The organism is Fibrella arboris, from assembly GCF_041321095.1.
In the GTDB taxonomy this organism is placed as follows: Bacteria; Bacteroidota; Bacteroidia; order Cytophagales; family Spirosomataceae; genus Fibrella; species Fibrella arboris.
Window position 1 is genome coordinate 77171 of record NZ_JBGGWE010000016.1, and the last position, 21527, is coordinate 98697.

The window sequence follows — 21527 nt, forward strand, 5'->3', positions numbered from 1 at the left end:
GTTGTACCGCTAGCTGCATACAATGTCAAGCCCTTTCGGCCCCCTTTCCTGGGGGCATGTTTCTGCCAACAAGGACGGCCAACTCCACCGCCTGGGCCAGCACCCGCACCACCCTGTCGGCCGATCTGGACTACGCCAATGTGGTGTCGCGGGTAGAAGAACGGCTGCGAAAAAAACTCGGAAAGTCGGGAAGTATTCAACTTACCGGCAGCGACTTCAGCACCTTCGCCCAGGCGGGCCGTACCCAGCTTGTCTACACCAGCGAGAGCGAAACGGCGACCTTCACCATGGACATCGGCAAGGCCGATGCCCTGAATGCCCAAACCTGGACTCTCCCGGCCGACCTAACCAACCAGTTGGACAACGTGGAACGCCGCGATTTTGTCAGCCCTGGCACCATTCCGGCCAGTCTGCGCTTGCCGGGGGTCACCCACGCCACCCGCTTTCGGGCGGCCAACCGGCTCTTTACCAGCTACCGGCAATATGCCATCAAACCCGCTGAAATTGAGTTTCTGGGCTACTCGGTCGACCGGAAGGTGGGCCAGGATTACGAAACCGATTCCCCCACCGATGCCTCGTCGTTTGCTGTAGTACCCCTGGGGCTAGGAGCCAGTTTCACCACCAGGGTACTCATTGACGACCCCGACGATGAGACAGGCACCATCCAGTCGGATACACTCAGCGTCGATGGGTTCGGCACCCTGAAAACCCCCAACGGTACCTTTCAGGCCCTGCGCTACACCGTCCGCTCCACCATACGGGTATACGACATGTCGGGAGGCGGCACCCCTACCGAAGACGACCTGCTTGATGAAGGCAGTATACTGCGGGTGGGCTGGGTGACCAAAGAAGGGTACTGGATTCTGGCCGATTATACCGACTACAATGCCACCACCGGAGCAGCCACGCTGAGCAACCTCAATTATACAGCTATTGTACCCACAGCGAGTTTGTCGCCCACCTTCACCGGAACTAACTGCGGGTGCGGGCGATAACCCATCAACCAGATCGTATGAACCAGTTTCTCTTTCTCATCGTACTTGCCTGCTTCGCCATCACGGCCACGCAGGCGCAAACCACAGTCATCATCAACTCACCCACGCAGAGCGGCAATGCCGTAGGAGAGTTCAATACGGTCGTGGGATCGGGTAATGCGGGGGCGGCCCTGAGCACAACGGCCCTCAACAATACGTTTGTGGGCTACGATGCGGGCAGTGGCGTGATCTCTGGCACGGCCAACACCTTCGTAGGTACGTCGGCGGGGCAGTCCACCACGTCGGGGAGCCAGAATACCTTTGTCGGAACGGCATCGGGCTATAGCAGCCTGACCACCTCGGCCAATACCTTCGTGGGCAACCAGAGTGGCTTCAACACCAGCAGCAGCGGCAATACGTTCATTGGTTCCTGTGCGGGTCAGGCCAATACGGCCGGGCTGAACAACGTATTTGTGGGGGCCTGTTCGGGGGGCGGCAACCAGACCGGCAGCAACAACACCATCGTGGGCAACGGGGCAGGGCCAGCCTCGTTCAACTCCGACGATAATGTTTATTTCGGCTACAACACGGGCCGCAGCGACCGGGGCCGGGGCAATACCCTGCTGGGTACCGAGGCCGACGTGCTGGCCGGTAGCGGGCCGCTCTACAACGCCACGGCCATTGGCTACGGGGCGCGGGTGCGGGTGAGCAATGCCCTGGTGCTGGGCAACGGGGCCAACGTGGGGGTGGGTACGTCGGCCCCAACGGCGCGGCTCCATGTGGTCGGTCATCAACCCGGCGAGTCGGGCCTGCGCCTGGAAACGCTGACGAATCAAAGCCAGCCGGTAGCCTCGACCCCTGCGTTTCTGACTGTCGATGAGCAGGGCAACGTCGTGCTGGGTCGTCCGCGTTTGCAGATCGACACGCCCAGCCAGTGGGCCGACCGGGTTTTTAAGCGGGGTTACCGGCTAAAATCGCTGGCCGACGTGGGGCGGTTTATTCAGAAAAACGGTCATTTGCCCGACGTACCCAGTGCGGCCACCGTGGCCAAAGAAGGCATTGATCTGGTCCACATGAACGCGCTGCTGTTGCAGAAAATAGAGGAACTGACCCTTCACGTCATCCGGCTGGAAAAGCAGGTAAACCGGAAACACGTTTATGCCAAAAGGCGGTAAAAGCTGACCGGTAAACTACGAAGCTGTTTAAACTTTCGGTTTTCGTCGTTTTTGAGGCGGTTTTTGTCATCCCGAAGTATGAGCGGTTCGCCGTTGCGAGATCCTGGCGTTCCTTCTAAAAAAGATAGATTCTTCCGTCAGAACGCCAGGATCTCGCAACGGCGAACCGCTCATACGTCGGGATGCCAAGAGAAAGCCAATTAGAAACGTTTAAACAGCTTCGTAGTTTGTCTAGCCTTGATAACCGACATTATCATATTTTTTTGCGACTGGTTTACTTTGTGAAAATGGTTTGAATCGCTAAAAATAATGCACTGCCCATCAGCATCGGACTTACTGTTGTTGATATAAACAGGCTGAGGTACAAACGCGCTGTTTGTACCTCAGCCTGTTCAGTTTTGTTAATACAGCACCCGATCCAGCGTGATGGGCAGGTCATAAATGCGTTTGCCGGTGGCGTGGAAAACAGCGTTGGCGATGGCGGCGGGCATACCCACAATGCCAATTTCGCCGAGACCTTTGGCCCCCAGCGGGTTTACGATCTCGTCGTGTTCTTCGACAAAAATTACATCGAGGTCATGAATATCGGCGCACACAGGGATGTGGTATTCGGCGAAATTATGGTTCATGAACCGGCCGTAACGGTGGTCCATTTTGCTGTCTTCCTGCAACGCGCTGCTGATACCCCATACCATGCCGCCGATGATCTGGCTGCGGGCCGTGCGGGGGTTCATGATGCGGCCACCCGCCACAGCCGTTACCGCCCGTGTTACCGTCACCGTCCCTAGATCCTCATCCACCTCTACCTCGACAAACGCCGCCGAGTGAGTGTGCTTTGAATACTTGCCTGACACGAGTGGATTCGGCATCGATGTGGAGGTTTCGCTGACAGCCCTACCGCCGTTCATGGCTACGATGTCGACTAGTTTCATCGACACGTGTGGGTCTTTTTTCAGGCGCATTTCGCCTTCAAAAAACGTGACGTCTTTCCAGGCCGCATCGTAAAACGGCGATTTAGGGTCTTTCCCGGCCAGCTTAAGCAGCTTCTTGCCTAGATCTTCACACACCTGCTTCACGGCCGAACCTACCGTTGATATGGTCATCGAACCACCCTGGAACGGAGCCAGCGGCATCTCGGTATCGCCCAGTTTGAAGAGCACATCTTCGATGGGCATCCCCAGCGTATCGGCGGCAATCTGGGTCATGATCGTATACGTACCTGTGCCAATATCGGCCGTGGCGCTGCTTACGCGGAGTTTACCATTTACCGTCAAAACGGCTTCGGCGCGGGCAAACAGGCGACTCGCGTCCCAGATGCCGGTGGCCATACCCCAGCCCACCAGGTTGTGTCCTCGCTTCATGGAGCGTGGTTCCGGGTTGCGCTCTTTCCAGCCGAATCGTTCAGCTCCCTGGTAAAAACAGGCCCGTAATTCTTTGCTCGAATAAGGCTTATCGCCTTCTGTCCAGTTTTTCTCCGAGTAATTTTTCAGGCGAAACTCAACAGGATCCATACCGAGTTCGTAAGCCAGTGCATCAATGGCCGTTTCAATGGCGTGATCGCCCGTAACCCCACCGGGTGCCCGCATATCGAGGGGCGAATAAATATCGAGGGGCTTTAGCTTATACGTCAGCGTGGTGTCAGGTACGTCGTAGAGCATGCCCGTCCAGTTGACGACCACTTCGGTATAATCTTCAAACTGCGACGTGGCAGCCTTGGCATCATGCTTAATAGCGGTAATGGTTCCGTCGGTTGACGCGCCCAGCTCTACTTCCTGCACCGTGTTGGGGCGGTGACCAAAGGTGAACATCTGCTGCCGGGTGAGCGTAACCCGCACGGATCGCTTCAGCGCCTTGGCAACCATAACGGCCAGAAACAACTGATACTGAGGACGTAGCCCTGAGCCAAACCCACCGCCGACGTAGGGCGAAATCACGCGCACATGACTGAACGGCAAATCGAAAATCTGCGCTACGTAGAGCTGGCTGTTGTAGGCGCCCTGCGTTTTGTCGTAGATCGTCAAGTAGGGTTTTCCGTCCTTGTCTTCCTTCCCATATTCCACCGTTGTGGCAAACATCTCCATCGGGTTATGGTGCTGGGGTCCATGCACATGACGTGCTTTGATGGACACATCGGCGGCCAGCATCGCCATATCGGCATTACCACGGGGCTTCGGTGGTGGTGGTTTCAGCAGGCTCGCTACGCCGACTGCAGGATCGCGGGCGTCGGCCAGATGGGCTTCCAGATCAGTCTCGTGCTCTTCCATGTCATACGTGGTTTTCACGAGCGAGGCGGCATAGCGGGCCAGTTCGAAGGTTTCAGCTACGACCAGCGCAATCGGTTGCCCGCTGTACTTGATTTTTTCGTCGTGCAGGGGGCGGAATGGCGAGCCGGGTGGCGCATCCATATCCTTGTAATTCATATCGAACCAGGCAGTTTTGGGCCGGTTCTCATGCGTAAAGACCTCCAGCACGCCGGGAACGGCCAGCGCTGCGGTTGTATCGATGCTGGTGATCTTCCCTTTTACCAGCGCACTCGACACAACGTAGCCGTAGGTCAGGCCAGGTACGTTGAATTCGGCGGCATACTTGGCCTTGCCAGTTACCTTGTCTGCTCCGTCGACACGTTTAACGGGTTGTCCGATATAAGTCATTTGTTGAGTCTGTTTAGATGATTCACTGTGGCGTCGCTTTCTGCATTGTAACCGCCTCGGTCAAGGCCCGGACGATAGCCCGTTTCGCCAGATCGATCTTGAATGTATTGTGGCCGTAGCCCTTTGCGCCCTCCAGCAGGTTTCCGGCAACGGGCCAGAAATTATCGGCGACGGCCTCCTTGCCAACCAGCAGTTGTTCCGCTTCCGTTTTCCGCCAGGGCTTATGAGCCACACCACCCAGCGCAAGGCGGACGTTTGTGATGGTGTTCCCATCCAGTTCCAGACCAACAGCCACCGACACCAGTGCAAACGCATACGATGCCCGGTCACGTAGTTTCAGGTAGTTGTAGTGTTGCGCAAAGCCGTTGGCAGGCAGGTCAATAGCCGTTACGATCTCACCAGGCTGTACTGTGTTGTCGTACTGAGGTTCATTCCCCGGCAGCCGGTGGAAATCAGCCATGGCAACGGTACGTTCTCCATTGGGTCCATCGACCCGCACAATGGCTTCAAGGGCGGCCAGTGCCACACACAGATCGGACGGGTGCGTGGCAATGCAGGCGACCTGCGGATTACCGTCCGACGTACCCAGAACAGCATGAATACGATTATAACCGTTCAGTGCCCCGCAACCGCTCCCTGGATTACGCTTGTTGCAGGGCATGCTGTTGTCGTAGAAATAATAGCAGCGGGTACGTTGAAAAAGGTTTCCGCCGTTGGTGGCCATATTCCGAAGTTGAGGCGAAGCACCAGCCAGAATCGTCTGCGACAGCAACGGATAGCGCTCTTTTACCAACGAATTATAGGCCGTGTCGGCATTGGTCGCCAGGGCCCCAAGGCGCAGGCCACCGTCGGGCAGTTCAACGATATCGGTTAGCGGAAGCCGGTTTATATCGACAAGACGGGTGGGCTTTTCGATGTTTTCCTTCATCAGGTCGATGAGGTTTGTGCCACCGCCAATGAATTTGGCAGCGGGTTCAGCCATCAGCTCATCAATGGCCGAGCCTACCGAATCGGGACGGGCATAGGTAAATGGGTTCATAGCGATTGAGGTTAAGCGATTGACGTTGAACTACCCTTCATGACGTCCATGACAGCATCGACGATGTGCGGATAAGCGCCACAGCGGCAGAGGTTGCCGCTCATCAGTTCGCGCACATCAGACGCCGACTTCGCCTGCCCTTCGTTGATCAAGCCTACGGCCGAACAGATCTGTCCGGGCGTACAATAGCCACACTGAAAAGCGTCGTGATCAACAAAGGCCGCCTGCAACGGGTGCAGCGTTCCGTTTGCTTCAGCCAGCCCTTCAATGGTCGTGATTTCGTGATCATCGTGCATCACGGCCAGCGTCAGGCAGGCGTTCACCCGTTTACCATCAATCAGTACTGTGCAGGCACCGCATTGACCGTGATCACAGCCTTTTTTGGTGCCGGTTAAGTTCATGTATTCGCGCAACGCATCGAGTAAGGTTGTCCAGGGGGCAATTTCCAGCGTTCTGGACCTTCCATTAATGGTCAGACGAACTGTGCCAGGGGAAGTAGGAGCGGCAGTCCCGGCGATGGCAGGCGGTGACAGGGTCGTTTGCATAAGGAATATAAGTCGGGTATAGCAACAGAACAGCCCTGTTTATCGGGTGTTTAAAAAGTTGAGTGAGTGAAGCAATCGGTTCTATTCTGCTGTTGAGTCAGAAATTTTGGTGAACTTGTGTATCAAAACCAGTTCAAAACCCGGATCCTTATGGTAGCACGTTTCATGTTGACCAGTTCGCTGGTAGTTATTGCCTTTCTCAGCGCGCAGGCGCAGTCGACCGGTGGTCAGGCCACGACACCAGTCAACGCAACTGCAACCTCGACAACCGACCTGCGCGAATACGCAGGTACGTATACGTTTACCAGCGGTAGCCCAATCAGCACGTATTCCATTTCGGTGAAAGAAGGAAACCTGTACGGTGATGCCGGCATGGGAGAGTATAAACTCCTGAAGCAGGAACAGGCAGATCAGTATAAATCGACCAGCTCGTATGGATCGATCATCACGTTTATTCGCGATGCGACCACGAAAGCGGTTACTGGTTTAACACTGGCGGCACAGGGACAGGCGCTGAGCGCAACCAAAGAGAAGTAGGCAACGTACCTGGATATATGTGCTTTTACAGGGCCCAAACCCCCGAATCTTGGGTCATTCGGAACGATTTTCGCGGGTTTGGCCTTATCTTGGTACCTTCACTTCACAATGACTAAGCCGGATCAACCTCCGGCCTTTGTTTTAATTAGTCAGTATATAAACTCTATAGAGTAATAGTAAATATGTCTATTACCTTCTCTCCCAACGTCAGCCGGGCGGCGCAGCGCGACATTCTCGACCTTCAGCAAAAAGTGAATGCCTTTTCCACCGGGCAGATGAACGACGAGCAGTTTCGCAAGTTTCGTCTGGCGCGGGGCGTATACGGGCAACGGCAGGCGGGCGTTCAGATGATTCGCATCAAGCTGCCCTACGGTCGGGTTACGGCCGATCAGCTTATCCGTATCGCCGATGTATCGGACCGCTACGCAACCGGAAACCTGCACGCTACCACTCGCCAGGACATTCAGTTACACTTTGTTAAACTGGCTGACTCCCCTCAGCTTTGGGCAGAGCTCGAAGACGCCGGTATCACGTTGAAAGAAGCCTGTGGCAATACTGTTCGCAACGTGACTGGTTCGGCCCGGGCCGGTATTGATCCCGAAGAGCCATTCGACGTGTCGCCGTATGCGCAGGCCATTTATGCCTACTTCCTGCGCAACCCGATTTGTCAGGATATGGGTCGGAAGTTCAAGATCGCGCTGTCGTCATCAGAACGTGATTCAGCTTACGGCTACATGCACGATATCGGGCTGATTCCACGCATCCAGGACGGGAAACGCGGTTTCAAAGTGTTACTGGCCGGTGGACTTGGCGCACAGCCATTCGCGGCTCAAACGGCTACCGAATTCATTGTCGAAGACCAGATTATTCCTTTCATCGAGGCCGTAATCCGCGTGTTCGATCGCTATGGCGAGCGCACCAAACGGCACAAAGCCCGGATGAAATACCTGCTAAACGACATTGGTCTGGAGGAGTTCCTAAGCCGCGTGCAAACTGAATGGACAGCGTTGAAGAGCAAGGATCTCGTGATAGACACCTCATCGGCTTCCATTGATGAAAAAGCCGCGCAACCTGAACTGGCCGATTACCAGCCTGATCGTCAGGACGAAGCGTTTACTACCTGGTTTAAAACCAACGTATTCGAGCAAAAACAGGCGGGCTGGTATGCCGTGCAACTGCGGGTATTGCTGGGCGACATGTCGTCGGATACGGCGCGGGCACTGGCTCAACTCGTGCGGCAATATGCGGGCGACGACATTCGGGTAACGGTCAATCAGGGGTATCTGCTCAGGTACGTTCGTCCCGAAAATTTATCAGCGCTGTACGATGCGCTCGACGCACTGGGCCTGGCCAAACCTGGATTCGATACCACGGCCGACATCACTACCTGCCCCGGTACCGACACCTGTAATCTGGCCATTACCAGCAGCTACGGCATCACGCGGGCGTTGGAAGACCTGATGAACGATGAGTTTCCCGACATCGTGTATAACACCGATATCAAGATCAAGATCAGCGGTTGTATGAACGGTTGCGGCCAGCATTCGGTAGCCAATATTGGTTTCCACGGCTCGTCGATCAAGAACGGGGCGTATGTGTTGCCTGCCTTGCAGGTGCTGCTCGGCGGCGGGTTCAATGCGGAAGGCGTTGGGCAGATGGGTGATAAAGTCATCAAACTGCCCACCAAACGCGGACCGGCTGCCCTGCGTACACTGTTCAACGACTACGAAGCCAACGCGTTCGACGGCGAATATTACAACAACTATTACGGTCGGCAGGGGAAAAACTATTTCTATACCCTGCTGAAACCGCTGGCCGACCTGAAAACGGTACAGGATAGCGATTACGTCGACTGGGACCATACCGAGCAATATGCCACCGAAGTGGGAGTTGGTGAATGTGCGGGCGTGATGCTCGACCTGGTAGCGACTACGCTCGACGAAGCCGCCGACAAGCTGAACTGGGCCACCGAAGCGCAGTCAGACAACCGTTGGGCCGACGCCATTTATCACGCCTATAACGTGTTTATCACTGGCGCCAAAGCCGCACTGATGAGCCGCGACGTACCTACAAATACGCAGCACGGAATTGTCGCTGACTTTGATCGTGAATTCGTTGGCGTTGATGGCTTCCACACCGAAGAATCAGCCTTCAAAATCCTGGTTTTCAGCATCAACAAGAACGAGCCCACGGAAGAATTCGCAGGTACGTTCATCAGCGAAGCCCGTGGCTTTCTGAACGCAGTACGGGCTTACCGCGAGCAACAGATTCAACTGGAAGGCCTTCCCGAATTAAAAGAACTCGTTCAGGCACAGGATTCATAATGGCGACTTAGCGAGTGGGCGACTTAGTGAATGTTTGGCTTAGTCTCGTACTAAGCCAAACATTCACTAAGTCGCCCACTCGCTAAGTCGCTCATTCAAACATATGAAGGTAACCCTCATTGGCGCGGGGCCTGGAGACCCGGAACTGATTACACTGAAAGGCATCAAAGCACTTCAATCGGCCGATGTAGTCATGTATGACGCGCTCGTTGCTGAAGAACTGCTGGAGTATTGCCGACCCGAGGCGCTCAAAGTGTACGTGGGCAAACGGCGTGGTGCTTATTCCTGCATGCAGGAAGATATCAATCCGCTTATTGTTCATTACGCCCGTAACTACGGCCATGTGGTCCGCTTGAAAGGGGGCGACTCCTTCGTGTTCGGACGTGGTTATGAAGAGATGGCATACGCGCAGCAACATGGCTTGACTGTCGAGGTGGTTCCGGGTATTTCGAGTAGTTATGCCGTGCCGGCTGCGGCGGGCGTGCCCCTCACCTCGCGTGGGTTGTCAGAAAGCTTCTGGGTGGTAACAGGCACTACCAAAGCAGGAAAGCTGTCGAACGATATGCACCTGGCGGCTCAGTCATCGGCCACGGTCGTTGTGCTCATGGGCATGCATAAACTACCTGAAATCGTTCAGCTATTCAGCGATGCAGGCAAGCAGGAAACGCCCGTCGCCATTATTCAAAACGGAACGACCCCGCAGCAACGCGTGGTGGTCGGGACGGTAAAGACCATTGTCGATGAGGTTGCCCAGTCGGGAGTCGATAATCCGGCGGTGATCGTGATTGGTGCGGTGGCAGCCCTGGCAACCGTTCCGGAAAACGCCCGGATTTTCGTAAATTTGCAAGCGTAATACCTGACCTCACCCCCACCCCCTCTCCTGAAAACCAGGCGAGGGGAGCTACTCTACAGCAGCTTCGCGATTCAGCAGAGCTACGCTAAAGCGGCTCCCCTCTCCTGGTTTTCAGGAGAGGGGGTGGGGGTGAGGTAAAACTTGCCATGAAACCATACCGCGTACTCCTTTATTACTATTATACACCCATTGCTGACCCCGAACAGTTCCGGGAAGAACAGCATCAGCTTTGCCTTACACTGAATCTGCTGGGCCGCATCATTGTAGCACCCGAAGGATTGAACGGCACCGTTTCTGGCCTTGCCGCCGACTGCGACGCTTATATGGCCGCCGTTCGGGCCGACGCCCGCTTTGCCGGTATTGAGTTCAAAATCGACGCGCACGACGGCCACGCCTTCCAGAAACTTCACGTTCGGGTAAAGCCCGAAATCGTTCATTCAGAACTACCGGTGAATCCCCTTGAGCGCACAGGAACGTACCTGGAACCCGCCGAATTCAAGGCCATGAAGGATGATCCTGACGTGGTACTGGTCGATATGCGGTCGAACTACGAACACAGCGTGGGTAAGTTTAGTGGTGCCGTTACGTTCGACATGGAAAACCTGCGCGAACTGCCCGACCACGTTGGTGAGATTGCGCATTTGAAGGACAAGAAAATCATTACCTATTGCACCGGCGGTATCAAGTGCGAGAAAGCATCGGCTTACCTCCTATCGCAGGGTTTTGACAACGTGTACCAGTTGCATGGGGGCATTATCAAATACGGCCTGGAAAATACGGGTGAAGGGTTCGAAGGGCAATGTTACGTGTTTGACAACCGCCTGGCCGTAGAGGTAAACCACGTGAACCCAACGGTGATCTCGACCTGCTACCGGTGCGGAACGGTCAGCAGCCGCATGGTCAACTGCGCCAGCCCTGCCTGCAACAACCACGTTCCGCTCTGCGAAGCCTGCGGCGATGCCCACGCAGGTACGTGTAGCGATGACTGCAAGCACGATCCATTGCTACGTCCCTACGACGGTACCGGATACTACAGTAAGAAATCGGTTGGTTACACACCCGAGCAGGGGTACAGAAGCCGTCAGCGTAGCCAGCTAGAGGCTTAGGCGCAAGGCTAAACTGCCGTTTAGTTGATTTTCAGACGGAAGCGCTACTAAGTCACCACCAAGATTATACTGAGATTAACCTATACGCGTTGATCAAACCGGAAAGGCTGTCACCTTTCCGGTTTTTTTGTGCCTAATCAGTGCAACGAAAGCCAGTTTTGGAGAATCCTTACCATCAGTGGATGGCCAGTGACTATGCCGGTCGTACGTGCAGCCACTGAATGGCAGAGGCCAATCGAGGCACGGCACCGGGTTGTCATATAACTTTTACGTTTTGCTTACAATCTTTTACGCTCAGTTGGCATCAGTCTGCCCATTCGACGTCTACTTGCGCCCTGTTCCATGCAATTAATATTGGCGTTGCGCTTATGCAATCTGGCTTCGAATTACATCTACCCTGCGACCGCCCGTCGCTTGGTATCACCGTTCAACTAATTTTATAGTTAATTTTTCTTAACGGCTTACGTTCAGGCGGCGGCGTGTCTACATTTGCCCCTATTGCTCCTCTATCTCTCTACTGCGTATGAAAAACCGCTTACTTGTTTGCTTCCTCTTTCTTCTTTTCGCCAGCGCCGTTCATGCCCAGACGGCACCGGCACGCTTTACGTTGCAGGCCACTGTAACCGACACGCTGGGCGCTAAATTGAATAGCGTCACGGTCATGCTTCAAACAGCTAAAGATTCGGTACTAACCAGCTTTGGCCGGACTGACGAGGCAGGCAAATTTTCGCTGAAAGGCATACGGCGGGGCGACTATATACTCAAGGTGACTTACGTAGGCATGATGCCGCTGAATCAGACGGTGACGTTTGATACCGACGCAACGGTTGATCTGGGCACCATCAAACTGAAGCCGATTGCCAAAGAATTGTATGAAGTTGTGGTGAAAGCAGCCCGGGCACCACTGACGATCCGGGGCGATACGGTCGAGTACGACACACGGGCATTCAAGGTACCGCCAGGATCCAGCGTTGAAGACCTGCTCAGGAAGCTACCGGGCGTGATTGTTGACCGCGAAGGCAACATCAGAGCGCAGGGGCAGGAAGTGAAACGGGTAACCGTAGATGGCAAGCAATTCTTCAGCGACGACCCGAAGACGGCTACCAAAAACTTACAGGCCGAAGCGATCTCAAAAGTGCAGGTGTTCAGCGATAAGACCGAAAAAGCTAAACTGACCGGTGTTGACGACGGCACGAAAGAAAAGACCATGAACCTTGAATTGAAAGAAGAATTCAAGAAAGGGGGCTTTGGTAAAATTACCGGGGGGGCCGGGCCAGCCAGCAACCTGCCCGCCCGCGCCGAGGTACGGGGCAGCTACAACAAATTCGACAAGAAACAGCAGCTTTCGCTCATCGGTCTGGCCAACAACACCAACCAGACGGGCCTCTCCTGGGCTGATTATCAGGACTTCCGGGGTAGTAATTCCTTCAACTGGAACGACAACGCCGACTTTGGCTTCAGCAGTGGCAACTACTACATCATTGGGGGGGGCGACGATGAGAGTTTCTCTATTCCCATTACGGGCGGCGACCGGGGTCGGGGGCTTTCGGATAATGCGGCGGGAGGAGCCAATTACAACTACGACACCAAGAAAACGAAGGTGAGTAGCAGCTACTATTTCAGCCAGACCAAACTGCGCACGGAAAGCATGAGTAACGTGACTAACTTTATTCCGGCCGGTGATCTGAACACGGAAACAGTCTCGAACCAGACCACTAAAAATAGCAGTCACCGGTTTAGCTTCCGCCTGGAAAAGCAGCTCGACACGTTGAATACGCTGGTCTTTTCGAACAACAGCCGCTACAACACCAGCAATGCATTACTGCTCAGCACCCGCGACATCCGTCGGATTCTGAACACAGCCACGACGCCTACCACCTCAAACACGACCGTTAATAATCGAACCGGGCAGTCGTTCGGAATGTCTAACGCGCTGATATACCGGCACAAATTCATGAAAAAGGGGCGTAGTTTCGCCGCCAGTGCCAACTACGAGTTGAGCAGCAGCGACGGCTCGCTGGATCTGGAGGCCAGAAACCGCTTTTTTGAGGCTACCGACATCAACGATCAGCTCCGAATTATCAGCCAGTTGCAGTCGACCAACAGTACGGTTTCGCAGTACAAAGCCAGTTTGCTCTATGTAGAGCCGCTGTCGAAGAAGTTCTTCTGGGAGTCGTTCTACAATTTCAGCCTGCGTTACGATGAAGTGGATCGCAACGTACTGAACACCCAGACCGACACCCCCACCCGCAACGATTCGCTGAGCCGGTATTACACCAACACGTACCTGTATAACCGATTGGGCACCAGCATTCGCTACACCAACAAAGGGTTGAACCTGGGCATTGGTGGCGCCTTTCAGCAGTTTCAAATCAATGGCCAGTACGCCTCTGACCAGACCCTGCCAATTCTTGGGCGAATTGACCGCACGTTTACCACCTTCGTACCCAATATGTCGGTCAACTTTGACCTGAAAAACAACAAATACCTCTACGGAGGGTACAACGTTGGTGTGCAGACCCCTACGTCACGGCAGTTGCAGCCCATTGTCGACAATAGTAATCCGCTCTATATCACCCAGGGCAATCCAGACCTGTTACCAGCCATTACGCATCGGCTCAACCTGGGCTTCAACTACTTCAATCCGGGTTCATTTACGAATTTCTACGGCGGCCTCAATTACGGCTACAACGTCAACCAGATTGTGTATGCGCAGACCATCGATACCCGGACGTTGATCACCAGCACAATACCGCGGAACATTACGGGTGGGTATAACTTCGGGTACTATAGTTACCTGAGCTTCCCGCTGAAGAAAACGAAAGCGACCCTTGATCTGGGCGGCAACCTGAATCTGGGCCAGCTGATCACCCCCATCAATGGTGTAAACAACCAGACCAATACAACCAACTACAATGTCAACCTGAAGCTGAGCCTGACGCCGGTAGATTGGTTTACGTTCTACGGCAGTACGCAGGTCGGCATCAATAACGCACGTTATTCGATCAACACGGCCCAAAACGCCCAGACGATCAACAACAGCTACCAGGCCGACGCTAACGTGAAACTCCCTGGCGACATCTTTGTGAGCACCTCGTTCGATTATCAATTGTATCGTAATCAGCGCTTTGGCTTCAATCAGGGCATCCCGCTCTGGAACTCGGCAATCTATCGTTTGATTGGAAAGGCCAAAAAAATGGAAATCCGGCTGTCGGCCTACGATATGTTGAACCGGAATGTAAACGTCAGTCAATACGCTGGCCAAAACTCCGTTTCATCGGAAAGAACCCGGACGCTGGCCCGCTATTTCATGTTCAGCATGACCTACAACATGCGTGGTATAAAAGCCAGTGTTCGTCAAAGCAATGGCTGGGATTAGACGACGTAGTTCCGAAGCTCCAGCTTCGGTAGTCATTGACAGGCTTAGACCACCGAAGCTGGAGCTTCGGCCTTACAACCCCCAAAACGCTATGACTCGATTGCTGCAACCAATCTTTTATACCCTCCTGCTGCTGGCAACGCTGACGGCCGAGGCCCAAACCAACCAGACAGAGGGCGTTGTCTTATATACCCGGCGCACATTCTGGCCAAGAATCACGGCCCGCATGACGTACCTGAGCCAGGAACAGAAAGACCGGGCCGCCAATACCTGGAAAAATGAGGAAGGCAGCAAAGAAAAAATGAAGCTCACCTTTACGCCTACAACGAGCCTGTATGGGTATGAAAGCGAATCGAGCGAATCAGAAGATGGCCGTTACACCTGGCGCAACCGGGAATTGGCCCTTTTCCGGGACTTCGCCAACGAAAAGCAGGTCGACGTGGAGGAGATGTTGGGAAAAGTGTATGTGGTTGAAGATTCATTACGGCTGCCAGCCTGGAAGATTGGCAATCAGGTCCGTGAAATTGCGGGCCATATGTGCATCAATGCCACCACGACCGACCCCGTAAAAGACCAGGTCCTGACAGCCTGGTTTGCCCAGGATATACCCGTTTCTGCCGGTCCTGAGCGCATCTGCGGCCTGCCCGGACTGATCCTGGAGCTCGACATCAACAACGGCGACGTGATCATTGAAACGGCCAGCATCACCTTCAAGCCCGTAGCCGCAGACATTAAACTGCCCAAGGTGAAGAAGCCTAAAAAACTGGATGAGAAAGGCTACGAGACCATGCTCAGAACGTATATCGCCGAGCAGATCAAGGAGCAGCAGAACCCCTATTGGGAGATTCGGTACTAGAGGGCAGGTATCAAGTTTCAGGTGTCAAATTTCAGGTATCAAGTTTCAGGTATCAAGTTTCAGGTGTCAAGTTTCAGGTATCAAGTTTCAGGTGTCAAGTTTCAGGTGTCAAGTCTCAGGTGTCAAGTCTCAAGGGCTCCGCTTAGCAACCAATCCGTGAATAAGCGGAGCCCTTGAGACTTGACACCTGAAACCTGAAACTTGACACTCAATACCAAATCTCCCGCGATTGAGCCTTAATTTTGCCGTTATGGCATCCGACAAGCTCATTATTTACCAACTGTTACCCCGTTTATTTGGCAATACGAACACAACGAACCGCGTCTGGGGAACCCTGGCCGACAACGGATCAGGTACGTTCGCCGACATCAACGACGCCGCGCTCACTGGCATAAAACGTCTCGGTACCACCCACGTCTGGTATACCGGCGTTCCTGAACATGCCACCATGACCGACTATTCGGCGCAGGGCATCAGGCCAGATGATCCGGCGGTGGTGAAAGGGCGCGCGGGATCGCCCTATGCCATTAAAGATTATTACGATGTAGTTCCCGATTTTGCCCGGTCGGTCCCTGATCGGATGGCCGAGTTCGAGGCCTTGGTGGCCCGTACCCACGCGTATGGCCTGAAGGTAATTATTGACATTGTGCCTAACCACGTGGCCCGTCAATACGGCTCTGATGCAAAGCCCGCCAATACGCAGGACCTTGGCGAGGGCGATGACCGGCGGCAGGCGTTTTCAACCCAAAATAACTTCTATTATTTGCCGGGAACTGCCTTTGTGGCTCCCTTTGTCCCCGGCAGCGTAGACGCTGACCCGCCTCTCGCCAACTCGGCGTCGCCCATTTATGAAGCACCCGCAAAAGTAACTGGGTCGGGTTCGATCAACGAAGCGCCCCACATCAACGACTGGTACGAAACGATCAAGCTCAACTACGGCTACAACGTCTTCGACGGTAGTCTGCACCCATTCGCTGACGACGCATCGGCAACGCCCCACCCCGACCGACCGGATACCTGGTACAAGCTGCGCGACATCATGCTGTTCTGGGCAGGAAAAGGTGTCGATGGATTTCGCTGCGACATGGCGCATCTGGTGCCGGTGGCTTTCTGGCAGTGGGTAACGGCGCAGGTACGGGCAACGTACCCAGCCCATATTTTCATTGCCGAAATCTACGATCCGGGTCTGTACCGATCGTTTATTTTCGAAGGTGGTTTTGATTACCTCTACGACAAAGTGGGCCTGTACGATTCATTGCGCCGACTGATCGAAGGGCACGGTAGCTGTTACGACCTCACGCGGGTATGGCAGCAGGAATCAGGGGACTTCTCAGAGCATATGCTCCGCTTCCTGGAAACGCACGATGAGCAGCGTATCGCGTCGGCTTTTTTCGCAGTTGACCCTAAACGGGCATTGCCCGCTATGGTTGTTGCGGCAACGATGCATACAGGGCCCTATCTGCTCTATTTCGGCCAGGAAATCGGCGTTAAAGGCGAAGACGCTGAAGGGTTCAGTGGGTACGATGGCCGGACCACCATTTTTGACTACTGGGGCCTGACCGACTGGCAGGGTTATCTGAACAATCACCAGTATGATGGGGAAGCCCTAACGGATGCGCAACGTGAACTACGGTCTTTTTATGAAAAACTGGGTACGTTCGTTGCGGGTGCGGAAGCCATTCGGGAAGGGGCCTTTTACGATTTACAATGGGCCAACCAATCGACGGATGGCTACAATCAGCACCGTGTTTACGCTTACCTGCGATACACCCAAAACCAAAAGCTACTAATCGTCTGTAACTTTGACCAGGCCAGCTCACTGTCGGCAACGCTGCAGTTTCCAGAACATGCTTTTTCGTTACTGCATGTTCCGTTCGATGCGCCGCTCGTTTTAGAAGATCAGTTGTTCACGACCGATCGGCTGACGGGCAGTGGCCAGAGCGGATTACCGCTTGATCTGCCGCCGAACAGTGTCAGAATTTTTGCCCTGAATATTCTTTAGAACCAGCTACTTTTTGGAAGGGGAACGTCTAACCTACATGAAATACAGACTGCTATGGCTATTCTGCACGGCCTTACCCCTGCTGGCATCAGCACAGGTTACAGACGAGCTTCGTCAGGTGACGATCACTCCCGGCCGGACGGTTGCCGAAACAGCCGTACAAACGGCCAGTTCCCTAATTGGCAAGCCTTACGTGTACCATACCCTGGAGGTAAACGAGTCGGAACAGCTGGTGATTAACCTCCATGAGTTCGATTGCACCACCTTTATAGAGACGACCCTGGCGCTGGCCTTGGCTGACCATGATTTACCGGTGAAACACACGCCGACGCAACTGGAGGCTACGTTTCGTAAATACCTGACGAAGGTGCGTTACCGAAACGGGCAGATCGATGGCTACGCCAGCCGATTACATTACCTCTCTGACTGGCTACGCGATAATGAGCGGAAAGGCATCCTGCAAGATGTTACCCGCGAGATAGGTGGCATACAGGTGCAGAAAGCGGTTAACTACATGACTGCAGCTGTTCATAAGTATCCACGTCTGGCCGACCCGGCGGTTTATAAACAGATCACGCAGGTGCAGTCTGATATCAGTCAGCAACCTTTTTACTTTATTCCTAAAAAACAGTTCAAGTCCCTGGAGAGTCGATTTAAAGAGGGAGACATTGTTATGCTGACTGCCGCCCGCCCCGGGCTGGACATGCGGCATGTTGGCTATGCTACCTGGCGCGAGGGCCGGTTACACCTGCTGCATGCCTCCTCTGACCATAAAAAAGTGGTACTCACCCAGCAGCCGCTGGCAGACTACCTACTGGCGAACAAACGGCTGTCGGGCGTACGTGTCGCCCGAATTAGTCAGACGGCGGTCCGCGTGGCAGATGCTCAAGCCACGACTCCGCTTCAGGCCCACTAAGTATACCTTATAAATACCTGGATAGTAATATAGTTTAATCTATTTGTTACTGGTATTTCAATTCATTTTATATTAGCGTCTTAACCTACCAAGAAAGATGCCTAATCATAACCAAAACGTTGGATTCATTGACCGACTTGTTCGTGGATTGCTGGCAATCGATTTGTTAGCACTTTGCTTAACCTCCTTCATCACTGGCCTCACCGTCATTCTTTCGCTTCTCCTGGTTGTCTATTTAGCCTACAGCGGTGCAGCTGGGTTTTGCGCCATTTATGCAGCCCTCGGCCGCGACAGTCGGCAACGTACAGAACCATAAGCTTGCGTATCCAACCGCAAAAAAGCCCTGTTCTCAACCGACAACAGGGCTTTTTTGCGGCTTGAGGCTGTATCTTTGGCTACATGTCGAACAAAGCGTTTTACCAGACTTTTTTTCAGACGGAGCAGCTTTTTCGCCGTGGCGATGACCTACACGCCTTTCCAGCCCTGGAAGTCGCTGCGTTTGAGGGATCAGCGGTCAATAGCCTGGTTATCGAAACAATGCCCGCCCCTGCCGTTTCCATCCAGGATCCGGTTATGCCGTCGATAGTCGTGATGGAGGCCCCTTTGCCCGTAGAAGAGGTGTATAGCCCGGTTGAACCCGTCGAGGAAAACCCCGTTCGGCCTGAGCCTCCCTCGCTCTCCCACGAACCTGGCAACACGGTTTCTGTTCCTACCCCACAACAGCCAGCGCCGAGCAAACCAGCTACGCCGCTGATTAGTCAGAAGGTGCTGATCCTGGTGGATGACGATCTACTGCCCAGCGATCTTCTGTTCCTGGAAAAAATACTGAAGGCTGTTCATCTCGACGTTGATGGCGTTGATTTGTTGAATGTGCACGGCACAAAAAATGTCAATTTTTCAGAGTTACTAGCCGGAAAATACATTCACCATTTCTTTACGTTCGGTGTACCCTTTAGCCGACTGAACCTCGACATTATGATGGATCGCTACCAGCCGGTTCGGTTCGAGGGCATCACCTTCTTAATGGCCGATCCACTGCCTGCCATCGAAGCGGACGTAGCCTTGAAAAAGAAACTTTGGGAATCGCTGAAAAAGATATTCCTGTGGCGATAAGCGAACCTGGTTCCGACACCCATCCTACGCTGCGTCGTGTGCTGACTACGCCTCAACTATGGGGCATTGCCGTGGGACTGGTTATTTCCGGCGAATATTTTGGCTGGAATTACGGATGGGCAGTGGCCGGTACTGTCGGGTTTACAATCGCTACAGGCATTGTAACCATCTTCTATATCGCCTTCATTTTCAGCTACACCGAGCTGACCACCGCCATTCCCGACGCGGGTGGCCCTTTTGCTTACGCCTACCGCGCATTCGGTCCAATGGGTGGTTTTTTAGCCGGATTTGCGACGCTGGTCGATTTTTTACTGGCTCCACCGGCCATTGCCGCCGCCCTCGGCGCCTATGCTCACTTTCTAAACCCCGATCTATCGGCCGTCTGGATCGGCGTCCTGGCCTACCTCGTCTTTATGGCCCTGAATGTGCTGGGGGTCAGGGAGTCGGCCAACTTCTCGTTGGTCATCACCCTCCTGTCGGTGGGTGAACTGCTGGTGTTTATGGCCCTGGTGTTTCCGGCGTTCAAGGTAGAAAACGTGGTTGCTCATACGGATTCGTTTGGTTGGCAGGGCATATTTGCGGCTCTCCCGTTCGCCATCTGGTTCTACCTCGCCATCGAGGGAGCCGCCATGATGGCCGAAGAGGTGAAAGATCCGCGCCGAACGATCCCCCGCGCCTACCTGCTCAGTATCGGTACGCTGGTTTTTCTGGCCCTGGGTACCATGCTCCTCTGCGCCGGTGTAGGCGACTGGCGCACGTTGTCAGCTATTGATTATCCACTCCCCGAAACGCTGGCGACAGTCTTGGGTCGTGGTAGTCTCTGGACCCGCTTCTTCGCCAGTCTTGGCCTGTTCGGACTTATTGCTTCGTTTCATTGCAATACGCTGGGCTACTCGCGGCAGATCTATGTGCTTGCCCGTAATGGCTATCTACCTGCTTTCCTGGCAGCCGTAAACGAGCGCTTTCGTACGCCGCACTGGGCCTTGCTGGCCGGCGGACTGGTTGGGTTGATCGCCCTGTTTACGGGGAGCACCAATCAGATCATCATTTTTTCGGTGCTGGGCGCCATGATGATGTACGCCATCAGTCTGGTCAGTCTGATGGCGCTGCGCCGGCAGGAGCCTGAATTGGAACGCCCATTTCGCACTCCTTTTTACCCAATATTACCTGTTACAGCACTTGTTCTGGCCGTAATTTGTTTAGTAGCTATTATCTATTTCAACCCGTGGCTTAGTGCGCTGTTCCTTTTGTTGGGCGTGCTATCGCTGGGTCTGTTTCGGCTGGTTGGTCGGCGGGAAGTGGCCGTGACGCTACACACACTAAACGATCAATCTGATACTAAACGGGCTGAGTAAACTCAAGACCGATGAATGGAACCCAAACAGCCTATGTGCTTCCCGACTGGATCGCCGACCAACAGCTACTCCGTGACGAGGCTGTTCTGTATGGCTTGTCGGAAGCCCAACCTGACGAGAAGCTAGCGGCTATCCGGTTGGCCTTCGCTGCCCTGACGGCCTCAACCGAGAAGAAAATTGAGCAGCATCGGGAAGTAATCGGCGACCTTACTGCCCAACTCGAGTCAGCGGCGCAGCCATACACCAATCGCCAGGAAGTGGATCAGCCGTTGCCAGTGGGCACCAGATCGCTGGTCAGACTACTGGTGGGACTATTCCTCTCTACGCTGCTTAGTGCAGGAACGTACCTGGGTACGTCATCGCTTATCACCAGCCAATTGGCCCTGGTTATTGCCACGCTGACGGGGATCAGTGGCTGTGTATTTACGGTGATCAGCAGCGTGCTGGCCTACCGGGCGTCACTGGCTCACCATCAGTTGGCCCAACTTAAACAGGCCAACAGCCATCAGCAACTGGACAGTATACGGCTTGACTGGCAGGCGCAGAAACAAGCCCAGGTACAGCAGTTGTATCAGGCAGAAGCTCTTCTAGCCCAGCAGCAGGCACATCGCGATTTGCTCATCCGCCTCTTTGAGAGTGAGTTCGACCTGGCGCGCAGTATGCGGCATCAGGTACGTGCCCGCCTCGTTGACATGTAGCCGA

17 protein-coding genes are annotated in these 21527 nt (G+C 54.2%); 14 read left to right on the top strand and 3 right to left on the bottom strand.

The window, feature by feature from the left end:
- The first annotated feature begins 56 nt into the window (after nucleotides 1–56).
- Nucleotides 57–995 carry a hypothetical protein gene (locus tag ACAW75_RS22490; protein WP_370731015.1) on the top strand — a complete coding sequence of 313 codons (939 nt, stop codon included), beginning with the start codon at nucleotides 57–59 and terminating at the stop codon, nucleotides 993–995.
- A gap of 17 nt (nucleotides 996–1012) precedes the next feature.
- Nucleotides 1013–2149 (top strand): hypothetical protein, encoded by a 1137-nt coding sequence (locus tag ACAW75_RS22495; RefSeq protein ID WP_370731016.1) that lies wholly within the window; start codon nucleotides 1013–1015, stop codon nucleotides 2147–2149.
- A gap of 401 nt (nucleotides 2150–2550) precedes the next feature.
- Here ACAW75_RS22495 and ACAW75_RS22500 read toward each other — a convergent pair whose 3' ends face one another.
- From ACAW75_RS22500 to ACAW75_RS22510, 3 genes are read right to left on the bottom strand one after another with little or no spacing between them, the layout of a single operon-like run.
- Nucleotides 2551–4800 carry a xanthine dehydrogenase family protein molybdopterin-binding subunit gene (locus ACAW75_RS22500; protein ID WP_370731017.1) on the bottom strand — a complete coding sequence of 750 codons (2250 nt, stop codon included), beginning with the start codon at nucleotides 4798–4800 and terminating at the stop codon, nucleotides 2551–2553.
- Between the two features lie 22 nt (nucleotides 4801–4822).
- A complete protein-coding gene (locus ACAW75_RS22505; RefSeq protein ID WP_370731018.1) occupies nucleotides 4823–5839 on the bottom strand; it encodes an FAD binding domain-containing protein in 1017 nt (338 codons plus the stop codon).
- 11 nt (nucleotides 5840–5850) lie between these two features.
- On the bottom strand, nucleotides 5851–6384 hold the full coding sequence (locus ACAW75_RS22510) for a (2Fe-2S)-binding protein (RefSeq protein ID WP_370731019.1): 534 nt from the start codon (nucleotides 6382–6384) through the stop codon (nucleotides 5851–5853).
- A gap of 150 nt (nucleotides 6385–6534) precedes the next feature.
- Between ACAW75_RS22510 and ACAW75_RS22515 the strand changes: the two genes are divergently transcribed.
- The 12 genes from ACAW75_RS22515 to ACAW75_RS22570 all read left to right on the top strand — a co-directional run bounded on the left by ACAW75_RS22515 (nucleotide 6535) and on the right by ACAW75_RS22570 (nucleotide 21523).
- A complete protein-coding gene (locus tag ACAW75_RS22515; protein ID WP_370731020.1) occupies nucleotides 6535–6921 on the top strand; it encodes a DUF3471 domain-containing protein in 387 nt (128 codons plus the stop codon).
- A gap of 182 nt (nucleotides 6922–7103) precedes the next feature.
- On the top strand, nucleotides 7104–9245 hold the full coding sequence (locus ACAW75_RS22520; protein ID WP_370731021.1) for a ferredoxin-like domain-containing protein: 2142 nt from the start codon (nucleotides 7104–7106) through the stop codon (nucleotides 9243–9245).
- Nucleotides 9246–9348: 103 nt separating this feature from the next.
- Nucleotides 9349–10098, top strand: coding sequence for a uroporphyrinogen-III C-methyltransferase (cobA, locus tag ACAW75_RS22525; protein WP_370731022.1), 750 nt, complete (start codon nucleotides 9349–9351; stop codon nucleotides 10096–10098).
- A 146-nt stretch (nucleotides 10099–10244) separates the two neighbouring features.
- Complete coding sequence (trhO, locus tag ACAW75_RS22530; RefSeq protein ID WP_370731023.1) at nucleotides 10245–11204, top strand: oxygen-dependent tRNA uridine(34) hydroxylase TrhO; 960 nt, start codon at nucleotides 10245–10247, stop codon at nucleotides 11202–11204.
- A gap of 523 nt (nucleotides 11205–11727) precedes the next feature.
- Complete coding sequence (locus ACAW75_RS22535; protein WP_370731024.1) at nucleotides 11728–14583, top strand: outer membrane beta-barrel protein; 2856 nt, start codon at nucleotides 11728–11730, stop codon at nucleotides 14581–14583.
- Between the two features lie 91 nt (nucleotides 14584–14674).
- The gene (locus ACAW75_RS22540; RefSeq protein ID WP_370731025.1) at nucleotides 14675–15439 is read left to right on the top strand and encodes a GLPGLI family protein; all 765 of its coding nucleotides are present in this window, start codon (nucleotides 14675–14677) and stop codon (nucleotides 15437–15439) included.
- 250 nt (nucleotides 15440–15689) lie between these two features.
- Nucleotides 15690–17441, top strand: a complete 1752-nt coding sequence (locus ACAW75_RS22545) for an alpha-amylase family glycosyl hydrolase (RefSeq protein WP_370731026.1) — start codon at nucleotides 15690–15692, stop codon at nucleotides 17439–17441.
- Between the two features lie 37 nt (nucleotides 17442–17478).
- Nucleotides 17479–18357: an N-acetylmuramoyl-L-alanine amidase-like domain-containing protein gene (locus tag ACAW75_RS22550; protein WP_370731027.1), complete on the top strand. Its 879-nt coding sequence runs from the start codon at nucleotides 17479–17481 to the stop codon at nucleotides 18355–18357.
- Nucleotides 18358–18454: 97 nt separating this feature from the next.
- Nucleotides 18455–18673, top strand: a complete 219-nt coding sequence (locus tag ACAW75_RS22555) for a YgaP family membrane protein (protein ID WP_370731028.1) — start codon at nucleotides 18455–18457, stop codon at nucleotides 18671–18673.
- A gap of 83 nt (nucleotides 18674–18756) precedes the next feature.
- A complete protein-coding gene (locus tag ACAW75_RS22560; protein WP_370731030.1) occupies nucleotides 18757–19470 on the top strand; it encodes a hypothetical protein in 714 nt (237 codons plus the stop codon).
- A complete protein-coding gene (eat, locus tag ACAW75_RS22565; RefSeq protein WP_370731031.1) occupies nucleotides 19434–20825 on the top strand; it encodes an ethanolamine permease in 1392 nt (463 codons plus the stop codon). Before ACAW75_RS22560 ends, eat begins: the two co-directional genes overlap by 37 nt.
- 11 nt (nucleotides 20826–20836) lie before the next feature.
- The gene (locus tag ACAW75_RS22570; RefSeq protein WP_370731032.1) at nucleotides 20837–21523 is read left to right on the top strand and encodes a hypothetical protein; all 687 of its coding nucleotides are present in this window, start codon (nucleotides 20837–20839) and stop codon (nucleotides 21521–21523) included.
- Nucleotides 21524–21527 lie beyond the last annotated feature (4 nt).